The following is an 18,059-nucleotide window of genomic DNA, read 5'->3' on the forward strand; positions in this document are numbered from 1 at the left end:
GTCAGGTCAGGCCGGCGTACGAGTGCAGGCCCGACACCACCATGTTGATGATGAAGAGGTTGAACAGCATCGCCACGAAACCGGCGACGTTGATCCAGGCCGCCTTGGTGTCCCGCCAGCCCGACGTCGCACGCGCGTGCAGGTACGCCGCGTAGATGACCCAGGCGATGAACGAGACCGTCTCCTTGGGGTCCCAGCCCCAGAACCGGCCCCATGCCGCCTCGGCCCAGATCGCACCCAGAATGATGCCGGCGCCGAACAGCGGGAAGGCGACGATCGTGGTCTTGTACGCGAGACGGTCGAGGGTCTCGGCGTCGGGCAGGCGCTGCGCGATCTTGCCGAAGACGCCGTTCCCCTCCTCACCGCCGGGGAACTTCATGCGGTACAGGAACAGGATGCTGGCGATGCCGGAGACCATGAAGATGCCGCTGCCGACGCTGATGATCGTCACGTGGATCGGCAGCCAGAACGAGCGCAGCGCGGGAACGACCGGGGCCGCGTCGGCGTAGAGCACGGTCGCCGCGAGGAACATCAGGATCAGCACGGGCACCAGCAGGAACACCCACAGGTCCGCGGTCTTGCGCAAAGCCACGATGCCCGCGATGACCGCGGCGGCACACGCCATCGAGACGAACTCGTACATGTTGCCGAGCGGGAACCGCTCGGTGGCGAACCCGCGCAGCACGATCGACGCGAGGTGCAGCACGACGCCGACGACCAGCAGGGCGTAACCCATGCCGCCGAGCTTCTCCGACCAGGTCTTGCCGGACTGTTCGACGACGCGTCCGGGCACCTGCTCGCCCGCCGCGACGGTGCCGCCGCCGGCCGCCACGAGTTCGCGTTCCTGGACCACGCGGGCCCGCATCGAGGCGTAGCGCGCGATCAGCAGCACCGTCGCCAGGACGTAGATCGCAAACGCCGACTCGAACGACCAGTCGCTGTAGCGAGCGAGTGTCTCGTTGATCGTCATGAATTCATCTCCTGCGCGTCGCGCGCTCGTGTTGTCCGCGATGACGTGGCGTCACCCAGCAGTCGGGTGGTGAGCCGATCGAACTCGTCGCCCCATCCGGCCTGATCGGTCCGGGCAAGTCCGCCGAGCTCTACTACGGTATGTCGTTCACCCTCGCTCAATGTAGCCGACACGATGTCGGCATCCTTGGCGGGGACCGCTCCCGGGCCGGTCGCCGGGTAGATCCGGACCCAGATACGGCGCCGCCTGATCACCAGCGAGGTCAGCAGGCCGCCCATCATGACCAGCGCCGACACCAGCACCCACTGCTGCGCCGGGTCGTGCGAGACCTGCAGGTTCACGAAGTCGACCGCGCCGTCGAAGCGCACCTGCGTCCCGTCGGCGAGGGTCTTGCTCTCGCCGGGGAACAGGTTGACCCGTTCCTGCTTGACGAGCCGGCCCTGGTTGATCAACTCCTTGTTGAGCGAGAACAGGCTCTGCGGGAGGCCGGTGTCGAGGCCGGTGTCGCCCTTGTAGATGTCGATCGCGACGGCCGGGTCGTTCATCGCCGGGTAACTCGACGACAGCAGGTTGCCGTGGAACAGTGCGGTCGGCGCGAACAGGCCCTCGATCGCGATCTGGTTCTTCCGCCGATCGTCCTCGTTCGGGTACATGCCGCCGGGCGGGTCGAAGCGCATCGCACCACTCGACAGGAACGTCGTCGCGTCGTCCGGGCGCCACTGCAGCGTCTCGGTGCGGGTCTCCCCGTTGGGGAACGTCACGGTGAACGTGGGCGCGTAGCCGTGGCCCTGTAGGTACACACGGTCGCCGGAGATACGCAGCGGGTGGTTGACCTTGAGCTGACCGTCCTGCCACGTGTTCGACGTCAGATCGTCGCCCGCCTGGTACGAGATGTTCGACGTGAACATCTCGGCCTGACCGTTCTCGAGATAGTCGGCGGTGAAGTCCTTGACCTTGAGACACAGGGGCGTCAATCCCGTGCCGTCGACCTGTGCTCCTACCCGGAACGAGTCGAAGGCCGCGGGCGAGATCGTGCAGAAACTCTCGTCCCCTGTCGCCACCAGGATCCGATTTCCCTCGTAGTAGTACAGCTTGCCGACGGCGATCGAGATCAGCAGCGCGACGAGCGACAGGTGGAAGACGAGGTTGCCGGCCTCTCGGAGGAAGCCCTTCTCCGCGGACAACGTGATCTCGTCGGGGTGGTTGGCACGCGGACCCCCGACCCGTTGGATGACACGCCAGCCACGCAGCTGCTTGCGGACCCGCTCGGCGACGGCCTCGGGATCCTCGTCGACCGCCTCGATGTGGTGGTGCGGCAGCCGCGCGAGGTTGCGCGGCGCCGCGACGGGCCGCGCACGCAGCGCCTTCGCGTACTCGACACAACGCGGCACGATGCAGCCGACCAGCGAGATGAACAGCAACGCGTAGATCGCGGTGAACCAGAAACTGCCGAACACGTCGAACAGTTCGAGCTTGTCCATGATGGGCCCGAGCGTGGGCCGGGACGCGATGTACTCGTTGACCTTGCCCTCGTTGAGGCTGCGCTGCGGCAGCAAGGCTCCCGGGATCGCGGCGAGCGCGAGCAGGAACAACAGGACCAGCGCGGTCCGCATCGACGTCAGGCCGCGCCACGTGTTGCGGCCCAGCGCGACGATGCGGCCGGGCACGGACTGCCGCGGCGGGCGGGGTGTGGGAGCGTCGGCGGGCGTACCGCCGGCGTTCACTGTGTCTCGAACCGTCATATCGGCAGGGTCACCTCCGAGATAAATGCGTCACGGACCCAGCCGACGAACTGGTCCCACGCGCCGGTGACCAGTGCGAGGCCGACAGCCACCAACATGATTCCACCGATGATCTGAATAGTCCGGGTGTGCTCGCGCAGCCAGCCGACGCCGCGCAGTGCGCGGGCCGAGCCGAGCGCGACGATCACGAACGGTAGTCCGAGCCCCAGGCAGTACGCGACGATCAGCGCCACACCACGGACCGCGGTCGCCCCCTCGGTGCCGGAGGCGACCGAGATGACCCCGGCCAGCGTCGGGCCGAGGCACGGCGTCCAGCCGAGCGCGAAGACCGCACCGAGCAGCGGAGCCCCCGCGAGGCTCGAGATGCGACGCGGGGCCATCCGAGTGTCCCGCTGCAGCGCCGGGACCAGGCCGATGAACACCAGGCCCATCGCGATGGTCACGACACCGCCGACGCGCTGGAGCACCTGGCGGTTGAGTGCGAGCGCCTCGATCGCGCCGAACACCGACACCGTGGCCAGCACGAACACGACCGTGAATCCGGCGACGAACAGCCCGGCAGCGCCCGCGACCCGCAGACGCCCGTCCCGCAGCGTCTTCGTGCGGGTGCTCGCCTCGGAGGCCGAGACGGCGGGCGCGTCGGCCCCGACCACACCGGCCAGGTACGACAGGTAGCCGGGGACGAGCGGGACCACACACGGCGACGCGAACGACACCAGACCCGCGAGCAGGCACGCGCCGAGCGCGAGCAGCAGGGGGCCGGTCGCAGCCGCCGATTGGAAGCTCTCGCCGACGCTCGCGAGGACGACCGTGTCGGCCGTCATCCCTGGTCCTGCGGTTCCTGGGCGACCCGTTCGACCACCGGCTGCAGGTCCTCGACCAGCAGTTCCTTGAGGAAGACGGCGGCGACCCGGTGCTGACGGTCCAGCACGATGGTCGTCGGGACGACGCTGGTCGGGTAGTTCTTGCCGAGGGTGAACAGCGTGCGCATCTCGGGGTCGTAGATGGACGGGTAGCCCACGTTGTTGTTGACCACGAAGTCCTGCGCCTTGTCCTTGGTGTAGTCGCGCACGTTGATGCCGAGGAACTGGACGCCCTGGTCCTTGGTGTTCTCGTAGACCTTCTCGAGGTCGTCGGCCTCACCGCGGCACGGACCGCACCACTGGCCCCACACGTTGAGCACCACGACCTGCCCCTCGTAGTCGGACAACGAGGTGGTCTTGCCGTCGACCATCAGGTCCGGACCCGAGACGTTGCCGGCCTTGCCGCGTTCGGACGGGGTGTCGTAGAACAGCTCGGTCTGGCCGCCCGGCGAGACGAACACGAACGTGCCGCCCTGCGCGACGGCGTCGTCACCGGTGGCGCAGCCGGACAGTGCGGCGACGACGACCAGCGAACATGCCGCGGCCGCCAACCGCAGGGACGGAAACCTCATGCGCCTGTCACCCTCGGATCCGACGCGCCGGCCGGCTCGGAGTAGACGATGTCGACGAGGGTGTCGCCCTCGTAGACCAGCGACGTCAACGACGCCAGACCGCACTGACGGTGCCGCGGGTCGTGCCACAGCCGCTCGCCCTGCAGGAAGCGGCGCAGCGTCCACACCGGCAACTGGTGGCTGACGCACACGGCCTCGTGACCGACCGCGGCGACGCGGGCGGTGTTGACGGCCGCGAGCATGCGGTGCGCGATCTGCAGGTACGGCTCGCCCCACGACGGCGTGAACGGGTCGCGCAGCTTCCACCAGTGCCGGGGGCGGCGCAGCGCGCCGTCACCGACAGCCACCTTGAGGCCCTCGAAGTCGTTGGCCGCCTCGATGAGATTGGCATCGGTCGCGATCTGCAGGCCGTGCTTCTCCGCGATCGGACCGGCCGTCTCCTGCGCGCGCTGCAGCGGCGACGCGACGACGTGCGTGATGTCGTGGTCGGCGAGCGCCGACGCGACGGCGCGGGCCTGCGACTCACCGTTCTCCGACAGCCGGAAGTTCGGCAGGCGCCCGTAGAGGATGCCGCTGGGGTTGTGCACCTCACCGTGTCGCAGCACGTGGACGATGGTCCGGGTGTCGGAGTGGTCGGCGGCGATGGAGTTGTCAGCGCCGGTCGGGGCGTCGGTCACGGTGGTGGTCCCTGCGTTCGGTGGTCAGGCGGTGCTTCTGCGGTTCTGTTCTGCGGTCAGTGTCGGGCTGCGGCGGCGGCCCTGGCCGCGTGCGGTGCGGCGTCGGCGATCTTCGAGAAGGCGTCGTCGTCGAGCGCAGACGACACGAACCACGCCTCGAACGCGCTCGGCGGCGCGTAGATGCCGCGCGAGAGCAGGGCGTGGAAGAAGTCGGGGAACCGCCACGTGTCGGCGGCCTTGGCCTCGGCGTAGTTGGTGACGGGGTTCTCGCTGAAGAAGACGCTCACGAGCGTGCCCGCGTACTGGACGCGGTGCGCGACACCCTCCGCGGTGAGCGCGTCGCCCAGCAGCGTGCCCAGCGTCTGCGCGTTGCGCTCGAGCGCGGCGTACACGGCGTCGTCGGCGGCCTGCAGGTTCGCCAGGCCCGCCGCGACGGCAACGGGGTTACCGGAGAGCGTGCCGGCCTGGTAGACGGGGCCGGTCGGCGCGAGCTTGCTCATGACGTCGGCGCGGCCGCCGAACGCGGCGGCGGGCAGGCCACCGCTCATGACCTTGCCGAACGTGTAGAGGTCGCCGGCGACCCCCTCGCGGCCGAACCAACCGGAGCGGCTGACGCGAAAGCCCGTCATGACCTCGTCCATGATCAGCAGCGCGCCGTGCTCGGTGGTGAGCGCGCGCAGGCCCTCGTTGAAGCCGGGCAGCGGCGCGACGGCGCCCATGTTGCCGGCGGCGGCCTCGGTGATGACGCACGCGATCTCGCCGGGGTTCGCGGCGAACGCGGACCGGACGGCCTCGAGGTCGTTGTACGGCACCACGATGGTGTCCTCGGCCTGCGCGCCGGTCACACCGGGCGAGGTGGGCAGGCCGAACGTGGCCAGACCCGAGCCGGCGTCGGCGAGCAGCGCGTCGACGTGACCGTGGTAGCAGCCGGAGAACTTGATGATCTTGGAACGGCCGGTGAAGCCGCGGGCCAGACGCACCGCGCTCATCGTGGCCTCGGTGCCGGAGTTGACCAGGCGCACCCGCTCGACGGGCGCGACGCGGGAGACGATCTCCTCCGCGAGGGCGATCTCGCCCTCGGTGGGCGCACCGAACGACAGCCCGGTGGTGGCGGCCTTCCGCACGGCCTCGACGACGGCGGGGTGCGCGTGGCCGAGGATCATCGGGCCCCACGAACACACCAGGTCGACGTAGTTGTTGCCGTCCACGTCGGTGAGCGTGCAACCCTTCGCCTCGGCGATGAAACGGGGGGCGCCGCCGACGGAACCGAACGCGCGGACCGGGGAGTTGACCCCGCCGGGGATGACCTGGCTCGCCCGCTCGAAGAGCTGAGCGGAACGGGTATCGCGAAGGTCGGGTCCTGTGGAGGCAGCAGTCACGGATTCCAGTGTCCCAGTTCTGTCGAATTTGCCAACGACAGGGTGTAGGAGGTGGCCGGAATCACATCACCTCGGCGTGTCCATCCGTGCAGGTCCGGAGCAGGTCCGGCACACCGGAGTTCCCCGGCAGGACTCCGCGCACCGCATTACCGTCGGATCATGGCGACCACGGCGGAGTTTCTACGGGCAACCCTCGACGGACGGTGGGCGGAGGTGCGCGAGAAGGCCCGCGTCGACCTCTCCTCCGACGAGTTCCGGCCGCACAACACCCCCGACCTGGACCGGGCCCGCGCTAAGACGCTCGAGCAGTTGCGGGTGCTGGCGTCGGGCGGCTTCGTCGATCGCGGGTTCGGCGTCGAGGTCGGTGCCGGCTCCGATCCCGGCGCGGCGGTGACCGCGATCGAGATGCTCGCGATGTCGGACCTGTCGCTGATGGTGAAGGCGGGCGTGCAGTGGGGCCTGTTCGGCGGTGCGATCGAGAACCTCGGCACCGACCGCCACCACGCCGAATACCTGCGGCCGATGATCGACCTCGAACTCCTCGGCTGCTTCGCGATGACGGAGACCGGCCACGGCAGCGACGTGCAGGAACTCGAGACCACCGCGACGTACGACCCGGCGACCGACGAGTTCGTCGTCCACTCCCCCACCCCGTCGGCGCGCAAGGACTACATCGGCGGGGCCGCAGAGCACGCCCGGATGGCCGCGGTGTTCGCGCAGTTGGTCGTCGGCGACAACTCGCACGGCGTGCACTGCCTGCTGGTGCCGATCCGCGACGCGGACGGCAACGATCTGCCCGGCGTCACGACGTCAGACTGCGGTTACAAGGGTGGACTGCCCGGAGTCGACAACGGCCGCATCGTGTTCGACCACGTGCGTGTGCCGCGGACGAACCTGTTGAACCGGTACGGCTCGGTGGACGCCGACGGCGTGTACTCGTCGCCGATCGAGAACAAGAACCGCCGCTTCTTCACCATGCTCGGAACGCTGGTACGCGGACGCGTCACCGTCGGCGGGTCCGCGGCCGCCGCTGCCCGCGTCGCGCTGACGATCGCCACCCGATACGCGCTGCAGCGCAGACAGTTCAGCGCGCCCAGCGGCGACGAGGGCACCCCGGATCCCGAGGTGCTGATCATGGACTACCTGGTCCACCAGCAGCGCCTGCTGCCCCACATCGCCCGCACGTACGCGCTGGGCTTCGCGCAGAACGAACTCGTCACCACGATGCACGACATCCAGACCTCCGACGAGATCGATCCCAGCGGACAACGCGAACTCGAGTCCCGCGCCGCCGGACTCAAGGCCGCCAACACGTGGCACGCGACGCGCGCGATCCAGGAGTGCCGTGAGGCGTGCGGCGGCGCCGGCTATCTCGCCGAGAACCGGCTCACGGCGCTCAAGGCCGACACCGACGTGTTCACCACGTTCGAGGGCGACAACACCGTGCTGACTCAGTTGGTCGCGAAGGAGCTGCTCACCAAGTACGCCGACGAGGTCCGCGGCATGAGTCCTGTCGAGTGGATGGCGTTCGCCGCCAACGCCTTCGGTGACGCGGTCCGCACCCGCACCGCGGCGCAGCAGATCATCCAGACCATCCTCGACACCCGGCAGGACAACGAGGAGGACGGCAGCCTGTTCAACCGCGGCACCCAGCTGACGATGTTCGAGGACCGCGAGGAGTACCTTCTCTCCACCGCCGCCCGCCGCCTGCAGGGAGCACGCAAGCGCGAGGACGATCCGTTCGACGCCTTCAATTTCGTGCAGGACCACGTCCTGCACGCCGCCCGCGCGCACATCGACCGGGTGGTACTCGAGGCGTTCATCGCGGGCATCGACGCGTGCGAGGACGAGACGGCCCGGGACCTGCTCAGCGACCTCTGCGACCTGTACGCGCTCACCGTGATCGACGAGGACAAGGCGTGGTTCATGGAACACCGCCACCTGTCCGTCGAGCGCGCCAAGGCCGTGCGGCGCGGCATCAACGAGCGCTGCCGCACGCTGCGCCCCCACGCTGCGACCCTCGTCGAGGGTCTCGGTGTGCCGGACGCGCTCGCGGGTGCTGCGATGCTGGACGGCGGACGTCAGTAAGTCCCCGGCCACGCGCCCACCACCGCGGTGGCGTCGAGTTCGTCGGAGTGGACGATCCGCGCGAGTAGTCCTGCGCGCGTGAAGATGTCGACCGTCGTGGGCGCCTGGCGGACACTGGTCTCGACCAGCAGACGACTGCCGGGGCGCAGCCATCGCGGCGCCTCGGCGGCCACCGCCCGCTGGAAGTCGAGGCCGTCGGGGCCGCCGTCGAGGGCCGCGCGCGGTTCGTGGTCGCGGGCCTCGGGCGGCATCAGCGCGATGGCTCCGCTCGGCACGTACGGGACGTTCGCGACCACGACGTCGACGAGTCCGAGCAGGGTGTCGGGCAGGGCGTCGAACAGGTCGCCCTCGTACACGTGCCCGCCGATCGGTTCGACGTTGCGCCGCGCGCACCGGACCGCGGCAGGGTCGACGTCGGCGGCATGCAGTTCGATGCCCGGGGCTTCACCGGCGAGGGCGACACCCAACGCACCGGACCCGCAGCACAGATCGACCACGACATCGTCCGGCCGCAGGAGGGTGGCGGCCTGCCGGACGAGCAGCTCGCTGCGCCGTCGCGGCACGAACACACCGGCGCCGACTTCTATTCGCACACCGCAGAACTCGGCCCAGCCGAGGACATGTTCGAGGGGTAGCCCCGCGACCCGGCGCTCGACCATCGCCGACAGCCTGTCGGGGGTGGAGGCCGCGGCGATCAGCAGGTGCGCCTCGTCCTCCGCGAAGACGCAGCCGGCGGCGCGCAGAGTGGTGACGATCGACGGAAATGCGAAGGGTGAGCCGGAATTCTCGGGAGATCGCACGACGAGCCTTTCGGGATACCGAAGGGGCTCTCGCGGCCGGCTGGGCGGACTAGTCCGCGCGACCCCGAGGCGGGAGCACCCTGCCTGCAAGAGCGGTAATGGGTCTCACCTCCTCGGTCTGCATTCCCAATCGATCACGAACACCGCGACACTACCGCGGATCGGCGCGGTAGTCCCTAGGATTATCCGATGCCGAAATGGTTCGAGTTGTCTGCGTGCGACGAGACCTTCCTGGAGACGGCACCGTTCGTACGGCGCTTCTCGGTCCCGCTGCCGGTCTCCGCGGAAACGGCGTGGGCCGAACTGACCCGCGACAACACCCTCTCCTGGTGCACGTTCATCGCGGGGTCTCACTTTCTCACCCCACGCCCCTTCGGGGCGGGTACCCGGCGCGAACTGTCGATGCGTCCGTCCGCGGTGAAGGCCACCGAGGAGTACTTCCGCTGGGAGGAAGTCCCGGGCCTCCGGTACCGGAACACCTTCTACGTCAGCGGGTTCACCGTGCCGGGCCTCCGTCGTTTCGCCGAGGACACGCTCGTCGAACCGCGCGCGTCGGGGTCGCGACTCACCTGGACGTTCGCGATCGAGCCGGGCCCCGCGCTGCGTGTGCCGCTGCGGCTCGGCGCGCCGGCGGTCACCGCCGGACTGCGCCGCGTCGTGGCCGAGACCGAGACACATCTCGGACGTATCGCCTCCGGCTGACCGACGAACGCCGGCACGGCTCGTGCGACAGACCTCATTCCACGGACGGCGTCACGCGGAGGACCGTGTCGCCGGAGCCGTTGTCGGTGGTGATCAGCAGGCTGCCGTCGGGCATCGACGTCGCCGATCGCAGCCGTCCGTACCGACCGGCCAACGCCGTCGACGTATCGATGACGCCGGTGCCGTCGGCGGACAGTTTCAGCAACACCAACTTCTCGCCTTGCTGGCTGGTGACAGCCAGCGCGCCGTCCCAGTCACCCCACCCGGCACCCGACACGAAGGTCCCTCCCGGTGTCGCGATGGTGGGGGCGCCCGAACTCCACACGGCCGCCACGGCACCCGGTACGCGGACGGGATCGGTCATCGGAACGCTCTCGTCGTAGATGTCCGGTCGCCGGTCGGGGCGGTAACCGTAGTTGTTCCCGGCGGCGAGCAGGTTCACCTCGTCGTCCCGACTCGTGCCCTGCTCGATGTCGTAGATCCTGCCGCTGCCCGGCTGCAGCGCCAATCCCTGCACATTGCGGTGCCCGAGGGTGAACACCGGGCTGTTCGGATCCGGATTGCCGACGGCGGGCGAGCCGTCACGATCGACGTGCAACACTTTGCCGCCCAACGAATTCCGATCCTGCGGCACTTTCGGCCGCGCGGAGTCACCGGTCCCGATGTACAGCGTGCCGTCGGGATGCGCGAGGATGCGGCAACCGCCGTGGCGTCCGTTGTCGCCCACCGGCATCCCGGTCACGACGTCGCCGGTGCGGGTCATCGTGGTCCACCCCGGATCGACCGTCCACGACACGACGCGGATGTCGTTGTTCTCGCCGCCGCGGTGTCCCTGGCACGTGTAGAGCGTGCGATTGGCCGCGAAGCCCCGGTCGAGCGCGATGCCCATCAGCCCGGTCTCGCCTCGGGCGTACAGATCGGAAAGATCCGCGGTCACCTCTCCGACGCTGTTGTCGGACCGTTTCACGACGAATCGGCCGGCGCGCTCACCGGTGAGCACCGCGCCGTCGGGCGCAACGACCACATCCCACGGATTGGCGAGGTCCTCCATCACGGTGGTGACGGCGAGATCAGGAAACGGCGCGGCAGGTTCTTCGGGTCGCGCGCATGCCGTCGGCGCGGCGCCCAGTCCGATGACCGCCGCCACCAGGACGGCTCCCGATCCCGAGAGCGGTTTACGCACGCGTGCCCGCTAGCCCGCGGTCGTGAGCGCGAACACCGGATGGTCGACGGGATCGGGCAGTTTCTCCCAGTAGCCCTGCACCGTCTTGCCCGCCTTCACGCGGTAGGCCGCGATGATGGGTTCCCGGTCGCCGACGGGGACCTCGGTGGCGGTGAAGTGCGCGGTATGACCGCGTCGGCTCACGTCCACCTCCGGGGTGGCGCGGAGATTGCGCACCCACTCCGATTCGCCGCGGGTGGAGACCAGGTACCGCACCCCGTCGACGTCGACGGGGACGACGGGAACCGAGCGGGGTTCGTGACTGCGCCGGCCGGTGACGGTGATCTTCTCGGTGCCGCTGACGCCGGTCGCGAGGGCGATACGGTTGAACACCTCGCGGACCAGCAGCGGCGGTTTCAGGTATGCCATAACCGAAGTATGAGCGCCCCGGGCGCTCATGTCACCGACAAAGATGCCACGGTGCGGGCCGACCTCGCGGGTAGCTTCGAACGAACGGGACATTTCGAGGGGGATCGATGACGGCGTGGGTGCAGGTTCTGGTGACGATGGCCGACGGACCCAGCGCGCCGATCCGGGGCGTGATCCGGAAGATGCCCGACGCACCCGAGCGGGTCAGGATCTTCACAGCCGGCGACCGCATGCCGATGATCGTCGGGGTCGGCGGCGGCGATGTGCGAATCTGGCGCGACCGCTCCAAGGTCCGAGTCGAGACCCTCGACGGACAGCCCCTGTTCATCACCGACGGCACCACTGTCTGGCAGTTCGAGCAACCCGGTGAGCCGCCACTGGAGGGCAGTGCCGGACGCGTCCGCTACCTCGGCACGGGCAGCGACCTGCTGTTCAGCCGGCCTGCGCAGGATTGGGTGGGCAGCGACTACACCCGACCCGCTGGGCTCATCGGCACCACCAAGTTTCTCGGAAGACGCTGCTGGACAGTTGATCTGGCTCCGGGACGGTACAAGGAGGGGTTGCTGAGAATGGTCGTCGATGCCGAGACCGGCGCGGTGCTCGCGCAGGGCAACGACGCCGTCGGCTCGAACGTGTCGTACGTCGAACTCTCCGTCGGCGAACCCGTCGATCCGGACCTCTTCACGTGGTCCGGCCCCGTGTGCACTTTCGAGGATCGACAGCGCGAGTACGCGGCGGAGCGCGAGGCCGAGCGTTCGAGCCGGACGGAGTGGTTCCGCAACAACGTGACCGACCGACCGTTGACCGCCCGCGTGCTCGTCGACCTGAGTGTCGTGGAGACGCACGCAGTGGACCCGGAGACCGGGGCATTCGAGGCATCCCTCGACGGCGGGCTCGCGACCGGAATACTGGCGCGACGACCCCGTTCGGATCAGCCGTGGAACCTCCGCTGGCAGGGCACCATTCATCGCTGGTCGACCGACAAGTTCGACTGGGCCGTAGTCCTGCACCAGGCTGAACTCGACCCCGACGCCCTCACAGCGTTGCAGGCCACGCTGCATCCCGGCGAAACCGCGATCAACGACACCACCTACTGAACTACCGCGGCAACCGCAAGGATCAGCGAAAGCGCCGCAGCCGCAGGCTGTTCCCCACCACGAACAGCGACGACAACGCCATGGCGGCGCCCGCGATCATCGGGTTGAGCAGTCCCGTCGCCGCCAGCGGTATGGCCGCGACGTTGTACGCGAACGCCCAGAACAGGTTTCCCTTGATGGTCGCCAGGGTGCGGCGGGACAGTCGGATCGCGTCGGGCACCGATCGCAGGTCGCCGCGGACCAGGGTCAGGTCGCTCGCCTCGATGGCGGCATCGGTGCCGGTGCCCATCGCGATGCCGACGTCGGCGGTCGCGAGCGCGGCCGCGTCGTTGACGCCGTCGCCCACCATCGCGACGGCGCCCTCCTCCCGCAGGCGCGCGATGGTGTCGGCCTTCTGGTCCGGGAGCACCTCCGCGATCACCCGGTCGATACCGACCTCGCGGGCGACGGCGGTCGCCACGGCCTGGGCGTCGCCGGTGAGCAGCACCGGGGTCATGCCGAGCGCCCGAATCTCCCCGATCGCCTCGGCGCTGGTCGACTTCACGGCGTCCGCCACGGCCACCGCGCCGCGCACCTTGTCGTCCCACGAGACGATCACCGAGGTCCGGCCCTCCGGCAGCAGTCCCCGCAGCTGTACGGGCATCGGCCCCTGCACCCGGCCCACGCGCACCGCGTGCCCGTCCACGACACCCTCGACGCCGATGCCCGGGCGGTTGACGAATCCGGTCACCGGCAGCGGCCGCGGTACTGCGCGCACGATCGCCCGCGCCACGGGATGTTCCGACCCGGACTCCACCGCGGCGGCCAGCGCCAGGACCCGGTCACGGTCCTCGCCGTCCACGGCGACGACGTCGTCGAGTTCCATCTGCCCGGTGGTGACGGTGCCGGTCTTGTCCAGCACGACGGTCTCGATGCGCCGGGTCTGTTCGAGCACCTCGGGGCCCTTGATGAGGATGCCCAGTTGCGCACCCCGGCCCGTCCCGACGAGCAGCGCCGTCGGTGTGGCCAGCCCGAGAGCGCACGGGCACGCGACGATCAGCACGGCCACGGCCGCGGTGAAGGCCTCGGTGACCGGCTGCCCCAGCAGCAGCCACACCGCGAGCGTGACGGCGGCGATCACCAGCACGACGGGCACGAACACCGCCGAGACGCGGTCCGCGAGCCGCTGCGCGTGCGCCTTGCCGCTCTGTGCCTCGGTCACGAGCTCGGCGATGTGCGCCAATTGCGTGTCGGCGCCCACTCGTTCGGCTCGGACCGTCAGCAGCCGGTCCGTGTTGAGGGTGCCCCCGACCACGGCGTCACCCGCACCCACCTCCACCGGAACCGACTCGCCCGTGAGCATCGACGTGTCCACCGCGGAGGCGCCGTCGACGACGCGTCCGTCGGTGGCGATCTTCTCCCCCGGGCGCACCACGAACTCGTCACCGACGTGCAACGCGGCGACGGGGATTCGCTGTTCGACACCGTCACGGAGCACCGAGACGTCCTTGGCGCCCACCTCGAGCAGCGCCCGCAGCGCAGCCCCGGAGCGGCGTTTGGCGCGGGACTCGGCGTACCGGCCGGCGAGCAGGAACGTGGTGACCCCGGCCGCGACCTCGAGATAGATCTGGCCCGAGGCGTCGAGCGCGCCGGGGCGCAGCGTGAACTCGTGGCTCATCCCGATGTGTCCGGCGGTGCCGAACACCAGTGCCCACAGCGACCACCCGTAGGCGGCGAGTGTGCCCAGCGAGACGAGGGTGTCCATCGTCGACATGCCGTGCCGGGCCGTGACGACCGCGGCGCGGTGGAACGGGTATCCGCACCAGAAGACGACGATCGTGGTGAGCACCAGCGCCACCCACTGCCAGTAGTCGAACTGCAGCGTCGGGATCATCGACACCAGCACGACCGGCACCGACGCGATGATCGCGACGATCAGCCGCGCACCGAGCAGATCCCGCGTCTCGTCGGCGGACGGCACCGGACGGGCCACCGCGGCGGTGTATCCGGTCTTCTTGACGACGTCGATCAGATCCTGCGTCAGCACCGACTCCGGGAACCGGATGCGGGCCTGTTCGGTGGCGTAGTTGACGGTCGCGCTGACGCCGTCGAGCTTGCCGAGCTTGCGTTCGATCCGGGCTGCGCACGACGCGCAGGTCATTCCGCCGATGTCGAGGTCGATGGTGCGCAGCCCGATGGTGGTCACTGGACCAGCTCGTAGCCTGCCTCGGATACCGCGGCGGCGACGGCAATGGTGTCCATGGGGGAATCACTGCGGACCACGACCCTGCCGGACGCGACGTCGACGTCGACCTCCGTGACCCCGGACAGCTCGCTGATCTCCTCGGCGACCGCGGCTGCGCAGTGCTGGCAGGTCATGCCCTTGACGATGTAGGTGTGCTCCATATTCACAGACCTCCTGTTCTCGTCGATCGCACTCCCGTTAGGACTTCACCAGGCGTGCGATCGCGTCGGACGCTTCCTTGACCTTGGCATCAGCCTCCGGTCCGCCCTTCTTGGCCGCCTCGACGACGCAGCCCGCGAGATGCGCCTCGAGCAACTTGAGCGAGACCGACTGCAGCGCGGACGTGGCCGCGGACACCTGGGTGAGCACGTCGATGCAGTAGCGGTCGTCCGCGATCATGCGCGAGATGCCCTGCACCTGGCCCTCGATGCGCCGCAGACGCTTGAGCAGGTCCTCCTGCTGCGGGCTGTATCCGTTCATACTCGTCATGATACCCCCTGCGGGTACCTGGCGGAGCGGCGTCGTCGGATGTCGAGCACCAGCAGGCCCGCGACGAGCGTCGACGCGAACGCCGCCGTGATCCACGCGCCGTGATAGTCGACGGACGTGAACGACGGTGCCCCGGGCGCGACCGGTTCGAACACGTGAGTGCTCACCCCACGAACCGCGCACCACACCGTGAGCAGGAGCGCCGCGACGACCCCCGCCGCCTCGCTCACCAGTACCACCGGACGCGTCACACCGACCTCCCCTGCACCTGCGCGACGGCCTCCGTCAGAGCCTCCCGCAGACCGTCGTCGTCGCGCGCCCACGCCTGCGCGAAGGAGCCGTCACGCAGGAGCAGCCCGATGGGCCGCCGGCGCCGCGGCACCCCGGACAGCTCACCGAGGCTGCGCGCACTCTCCCAGCGCTGTGGTTCGTCGGCGTACGGATCGGCCTCGGGCAGGACCTCCTCGATCTCGTCGAGCGGCACTTCCTCCGCCCCTTGCCGGAGCGCCGTCTCGGTCAACAGCACGCTCACGTGCCGACGGGCGGCCGCGACCTGCACGTAGACGATGCCGGCGAGGATCAACGCGAACAGCGTCAACGCGAACCAGTGCACCACCGGACCGGTGAACAACTCGATCACCAGCGCGATCACGCAGAAGACGGGACCGTACGCGACGGCGCGCCAGCGAGCGCCGGGCTCGTAGAACAGCGCACCCTCGGGACTGTCCGGCCCGTTCGCCTCCGGCTCAGCCGGCCCGTCCGCCACCGGCTCAGCCGGCCCGTTCGTCACGGAACCACTCACGTGCACCCTCCCGATACACCAGAACGCTTGCCAGCAGCAGCAACAGCGGAATGACCAGCAGCAGCGGCGCGATCACCCCGACCGCCGACAGGGCGATCGTCGCCAGCGCGAACACCGACGAGAGCGCCACGACGGCGGTCCGCAGGCCCCGGTTTCCGGCACGCACCGGCGCGGCCAGGAACCCGATCACGAGGCCGAAGATCAGCGACGCCGCACCGACACCGCGCAGCAGCCACACGAACGTATCGGCATCGGCCCCGAGTTGCCCGCGGATCGCGTCGGCGGACGTCGTCAGGGCGAGCAGCCCGAACAGCACCATCGCCGCGGCGCACAGCACCCAGATCCAGTAGGCAACGGAGACCACGCGCGGGGTCGACTCACTCACACCCTCATCCTGCGGCATGGATCGACCCGACACGAGCGGAGGGCCCGCGTCAGCGCGCAGGCGGCAGGTTCAGGAAGTACTCGTTGGATTCCTTGCGGTGCATCAGCACGATCGCACCGATCGCCGCGACCGCCTGGAGGATCCCGGCGCCGCCCATGATGAGCGCCGCGGTGCCGGTGCCGGCCGTGATGCCGAAGATCGTGGGAATGGCGGAGAACACCGTGAACACGCCGATCATCGTGAGCAGCATGCGCGCCCAGTTCTTGCCCTTGCGCATCTTGAAGGCGAACAATGCCAGCAGACCGGTGAGCACGATGCTCAGGAACACACCGGTGCCGATGATCGCGAAGACGAAGAGCTGTTCGACGTCCGCACGCGACATCACGGTGTCCGACTGCTTGGCCAGTTCGTCGACGACCTGGTCGACGAACGAGTCCCGGTCCCCGTACGCGAAGGCCAGCGCCGACACGAGATACACGATCCCGAGCGCCCCCACCACGAACCACAACTGGAACGCCGTGATCACGTCCGCCGGAACCGGCTTCTTTCCGTCCTGCTGCTGCACGGGAGGCATCGGCGCCGGGTACTGCGGGGTGCCCGGCCACGGGTCCGGCGGCCCCGGCTGCCCGGTCATCCGAGCCATCCCGCGGCCTCGGCGGCCCAGTAGGTGAGGACGATGTCGGCGCCCGCGCGGCGAATGCTGAGCAGGGACTCGAGGACCGCGGCGTCGCGGTCGATCCAGCCGTTCTGGGCGGCGGCGGTGATCATCGCGTACTCGCCCGAGATCTGGTAGGCCGCAACCGGCACGGTGGAGCGGTCCGCGACCTCACGCAGCACGTCGAGGTACGACATCGCCGGCTTGACCATCACCAGGTCGGCGCCCTCGGCGAGGTCGAGGTCCACCTCGAGCCGCGACTCGCGGCGGTTCGCCGGATCCTGCTGGTACGTGCGGCGGTCGCCCTCGAGCGACGAGCCGACGGCCTCCCGGAACGGTCCGTAGAACGCGGACGCGTACTTCGCCGAGTACGCGAGCTGACCGACGTCGACGTGTCCGGCGGCGTCGAGACCCTCACGGATCGCGGCGACCTGGCCGTCCATCATCCCGCTCGGGCCGAGCAGGTGCGCGCCGGCCTCGGCCTGCGCGACCGCCATGTCGACGTACCGCGCGAGCGTCGCGTCGTTGTCGACCTGGCCGTCCGCCGTCAGCACACCGCAGTGGCCGTGGTCGGTGAACTCGTCCAGGCACGTGTCGGCCATGAGCACGGTCGAGTCACCGAGTTCGGCCTTCAGAGCTGCCAGGCCCCGGTTGAGGATGCCGTCCGGGTCGGTGGCACCCGATCCGTCGGCGTCCTTGTCCTCCGCCCGCGGGACGCCGAAGAGCATCACCCCGCCCACACCGGCGGCCACCGCGTCGGTGGCGGCACCGCGCAGCGAGTCCAGCGTGTGCTGGACGACGCCCGGCATCGACGAGATCGGTCGCGGCTCGTCGATGCCGTCGGCGATGAACATCGGAAACACGAGATGCCGTGGCTCGAGCGATGTCTCGGCGACCAGACGCCGTAGCGCGGGGGTACCACGCAGTCGGCGCGGGCGGCGGGCGGGAAAGTCGCCGTCTCGGCGGGCGGGAAAGTCACCGTCTCGGCGGGTGGGAAACACGGGTGCAGCTTCTCCTGTACCG

General features: G+C 69.4%; 20 protein-coding genes. 3 read left to right on the forward strand and 17 right to left on the reverse strand.

Features of this window, described 5'->3' with window-relative positions:
* Position 1: 1 nt before the first annotated feature.
* From ccsB to hemL, 6 genes are read right to left on the reverse strand one after another with little or no spacing between them, the layout of a single operon-like run.
* Positions 2-970 carry a c-type cytochrome biogenesis protein CcsB gene (gene ccsB / locus J2X34_RS01300; protein ID WP_114718719.1) on the reverse strand — a complete coding sequence of 323 codons (969 nt, stop codon included), beginning with the start codon at positions 968-970 and terminating at the stop codon, positions 2-4.
* Positions 967-2,712, reverse strand: coding sequence for a cytochrome c biogenesis protein ResB (resB, locus tag J2X34_RS01305; RefSeq protein ID WP_429515935.1), 1,746 nt, complete (start codon positions 2,710-2,712; stop codon positions 967-969). The genes ccsB and resB overlap by 4 nt, the downstream gene beginning before the upstream one ends.
* Positions 2,709-3,536 carry a cytochrome c biogenesis CcdA family protein gene (locus tag J2X34_RS01310; protein ID WP_114718717.1) on the reverse strand — a complete coding sequence of 276 codons (828 nt, stop codon included), beginning with the start codon at positions 3,534-3,536 and terminating at the stop codon, positions 2,709-2,711. The genes resB and J2X34_RS01310 overlap by 4 nt, the downstream gene beginning before the upstream one ends.
* Positions 3,533-4,147: a TlpA disulfide reductase family protein gene (locus J2X34_RS01315; protein WP_174912597.1), complete on the reverse strand. Its 615-nt coding sequence runs from the start codon at positions 4,145-4,147 to the stop codon at positions 3,533-3,535. Before J2X34_RS01315 ends, J2X34_RS01310 begins: the two co-directional genes overlap by 4 nt.
* On the reverse strand, positions 4,144-4,824 hold the full coding sequence (locus J2X34_RS01320) for a histidine phosphatase family protein (RefSeq protein WP_254622624.1): 681 nt from the start codon (positions 4,822-4,824) through the stop codon (positions 4,144-4,146). The genes J2X34_RS01315 and J2X34_RS01320 overlap by 4 nt, the downstream gene beginning before the upstream one ends.
* A 56-nt stretch (positions 4,825-4,880) precedes the next feature.
* Positions 4,881-6,203, reverse strand: a complete 1,323-nt coding sequence (gene hemL / locus J2X34_RS01325) for a glutamate-1-semialdehyde 2,1-aminomutase (RefSeq protein WP_114718715.1) — start codon at positions 6,201-6,203, stop codon at positions 4,881-4,883.
* A gap of 159 nt (positions 6,204-6,362) precedes the next feature.
* Here hemL and J2X34_RS01330 point away from each other — a divergent pair, with 159 nt between their 5' ends.
* Positions 6,363-8,291: an acyl-CoA dehydrogenase gene (locus J2X34_RS01330; RefSeq protein WP_429515938.1), complete on the forward strand. Its 1,929-nt coding sequence runs from the start codon at positions 6,363-6,365 to the stop codon at positions 8,289-8,291.
* Here the strand turns inward: J2X34_RS01330 and J2X34_RS01335 are convergent.
* Positions 8,285-9,091: a putative protein N(5)-glutamine methyltransferase gene (locus tag J2X34_RS01335; protein WP_114718713.1), complete on the reverse strand. Its 807-nt coding sequence runs from the start codon at positions 9,089-9,091 to the stop codon at positions 8,285-8,287. The two genes, J2X34_RS01330 and J2X34_RS01335, sit on opposite strands and share 7 nt — an antisense overlap.
* A gap of 189 nt (positions 9,092-9,280) precedes the next feature.
* On the opposite strand from J2X34_RS01335, the gene J2X34_RS01340 reads away from it, so the two are divergent.
* On the forward strand, positions 9,281-9,793 hold the full coding sequence (locus J2X34_RS01340; RefSeq protein ID WP_429515940.1) for an SRPBCC family protein: 513 nt from the start codon (positions 9,281-9,283) through the stop codon (positions 9,791-9,793).
* A gap of 34 nt (positions 9,794-9,827) precedes the next feature.
* Here the strand turns inward: J2X34_RS01340 and J2X34_RS01345 are convergent, their stop codons facing one another.
* Together J2X34_RS01345 and J2X34_RS01350 are read right to left on the reverse strand one after the other, a co-directional pair.
* Positions 9,828-10,976 (reverse strand): PQQ-dependent sugar dehydrogenase, encoded by a 1,149-nt coding sequence (locus tag J2X34_RS01345; RefSeq protein ID WP_429515942.1) that lies wholly within the window; start codon positions 10,974-10,976, stop codon positions 9,828-9,830.
* Positions 10,977-10,985: 9 nt separating this feature from the next.
* Positions 10,986-11,384: a nitroreductase family deazaflavin-dependent oxidoreductase gene (locus J2X34_RS01350; protein ID WP_114718710.1), complete on the reverse strand. Its 399-nt coding sequence runs from the start codon at positions 11,382-11,384 to the stop codon at positions 10,986-10,988.
* 107 nt (positions 11,385-11,491) lie between these two features.
* On the opposite strand from J2X34_RS01350, the gene J2X34_RS01355 reads away from it, so the two are divergent.
* A complete protein-coding gene (locus J2X34_RS01355) occupies positions 11,492-12,481 on the forward strand; it encodes a LolA family protein (protein WP_429515944.1) in 990 nt (329 codons plus the stop codon).
* A 22-nt stretch (positions 12,482-12,503) separates the two neighbouring features.
* On the opposite strand, the gene J2X34_RS01360 is transcribed toward J2X34_RS01355, so the two are convergent.
* Genes J2X34_RS01360 through hemB form a run of 8 tightly spaced genes read right to left on the reverse strand, consistent with a single transcriptional unit; the run spans position 12,504 to position 18,037 of the window.
* The gene (locus tag J2X34_RS01360) at positions 12,504-14,666 is read right to left on the reverse strand and encodes a heavy metal translocating P-type ATPase (protein ID WP_429515946.1); all 2,163 of its coding nucleotides are present in this window, start codon (positions 14,664-14,666) and stop codon (positions 12,504-12,506) included.
* Positions 14,663-14,866 (reverse strand): heavy-metal-associated domain-containing protein, encoded by a 204-nt coding sequence (locus tag J2X34_RS01365; protein WP_114718708.1) that lies wholly within the window; start codon positions 14,864-14,866, stop codon positions 14,663-14,665. Before J2X34_RS01365 ends, J2X34_RS01360 begins: the two co-directional genes overlap by 4 nt.
* Positions 14,867-14,903: 37 nt before the next feature.
* Positions 14,904-15,185, reverse strand: coding sequence for a metal-sensitive transcriptional regulator (locus J2X34_RS01370; RefSeq protein WP_031940195.1), 282 nt, complete (start codon positions 15,183-15,185; stop codon positions 14,904-14,906).
* 5 nt (positions 15,186-15,190) lie between these two features.
* Complete coding sequence (locus J2X34_RS01375; protein WP_429515948.1) at positions 15,191-15,445, reverse strand: hypothetical protein; 255 nt, start codon at positions 15,443-15,445, stop codon at positions 15,191-15,193.
* Complete coding sequence (locus J2X34_RS01380; protein ID WP_397484293.1) at positions 15,442-15,960, reverse strand: hypothetical protein; 519 nt, start codon at positions 15,958-15,960, stop codon at positions 15,442-15,444. Before J2X34_RS01380 ends, J2X34_RS01375 begins: the two co-directional genes overlap by 4 nt.
* A gap of 4 nt (positions 15,961-15,964) precedes the next feature.
* Entirely contained in the window at positions 15,965-16,381 is a 417-nt protein-coding gene (locus tag J2X34_RS01385) for a hypothetical protein (RefSeq protein ID WP_114718967.1), read from the reverse strand.
* Between the two features lie 49 nt (positions 16,382-16,430).
* Entirely contained in the window at positions 16,431-17,015 is a 585-nt protein-coding gene (locus tag J2X34_RS01390) for a hypothetical protein (RefSeq protein WP_429515950.1), read from the reverse strand.
* Positions 17,012-18,037, reverse strand: a complete 1,026-nt coding sequence (hemB, locus tag J2X34_RS01395) for a porphobilinogen synthase (RefSeq protein WP_429515952.1) — start codon at positions 18,035-18,037, stop codon at positions 17,012-17,014. Before hemB ends, J2X34_RS01390 begins: the two co-directional genes overlap by 4 nt.
* Positions 18,038-18,059 lie beyond the last annotated feature (22 nt).

It is taken from the genome of Rhodococcus sp. BE178 (genome assembly GCF_050433545.1).
In the GTDB taxonomy this organism is placed as follows: Bacteria; Actinomycetota; Actinomycetes; order Mycobacteriales; family Mycobacteriaceae; genus Prescottella.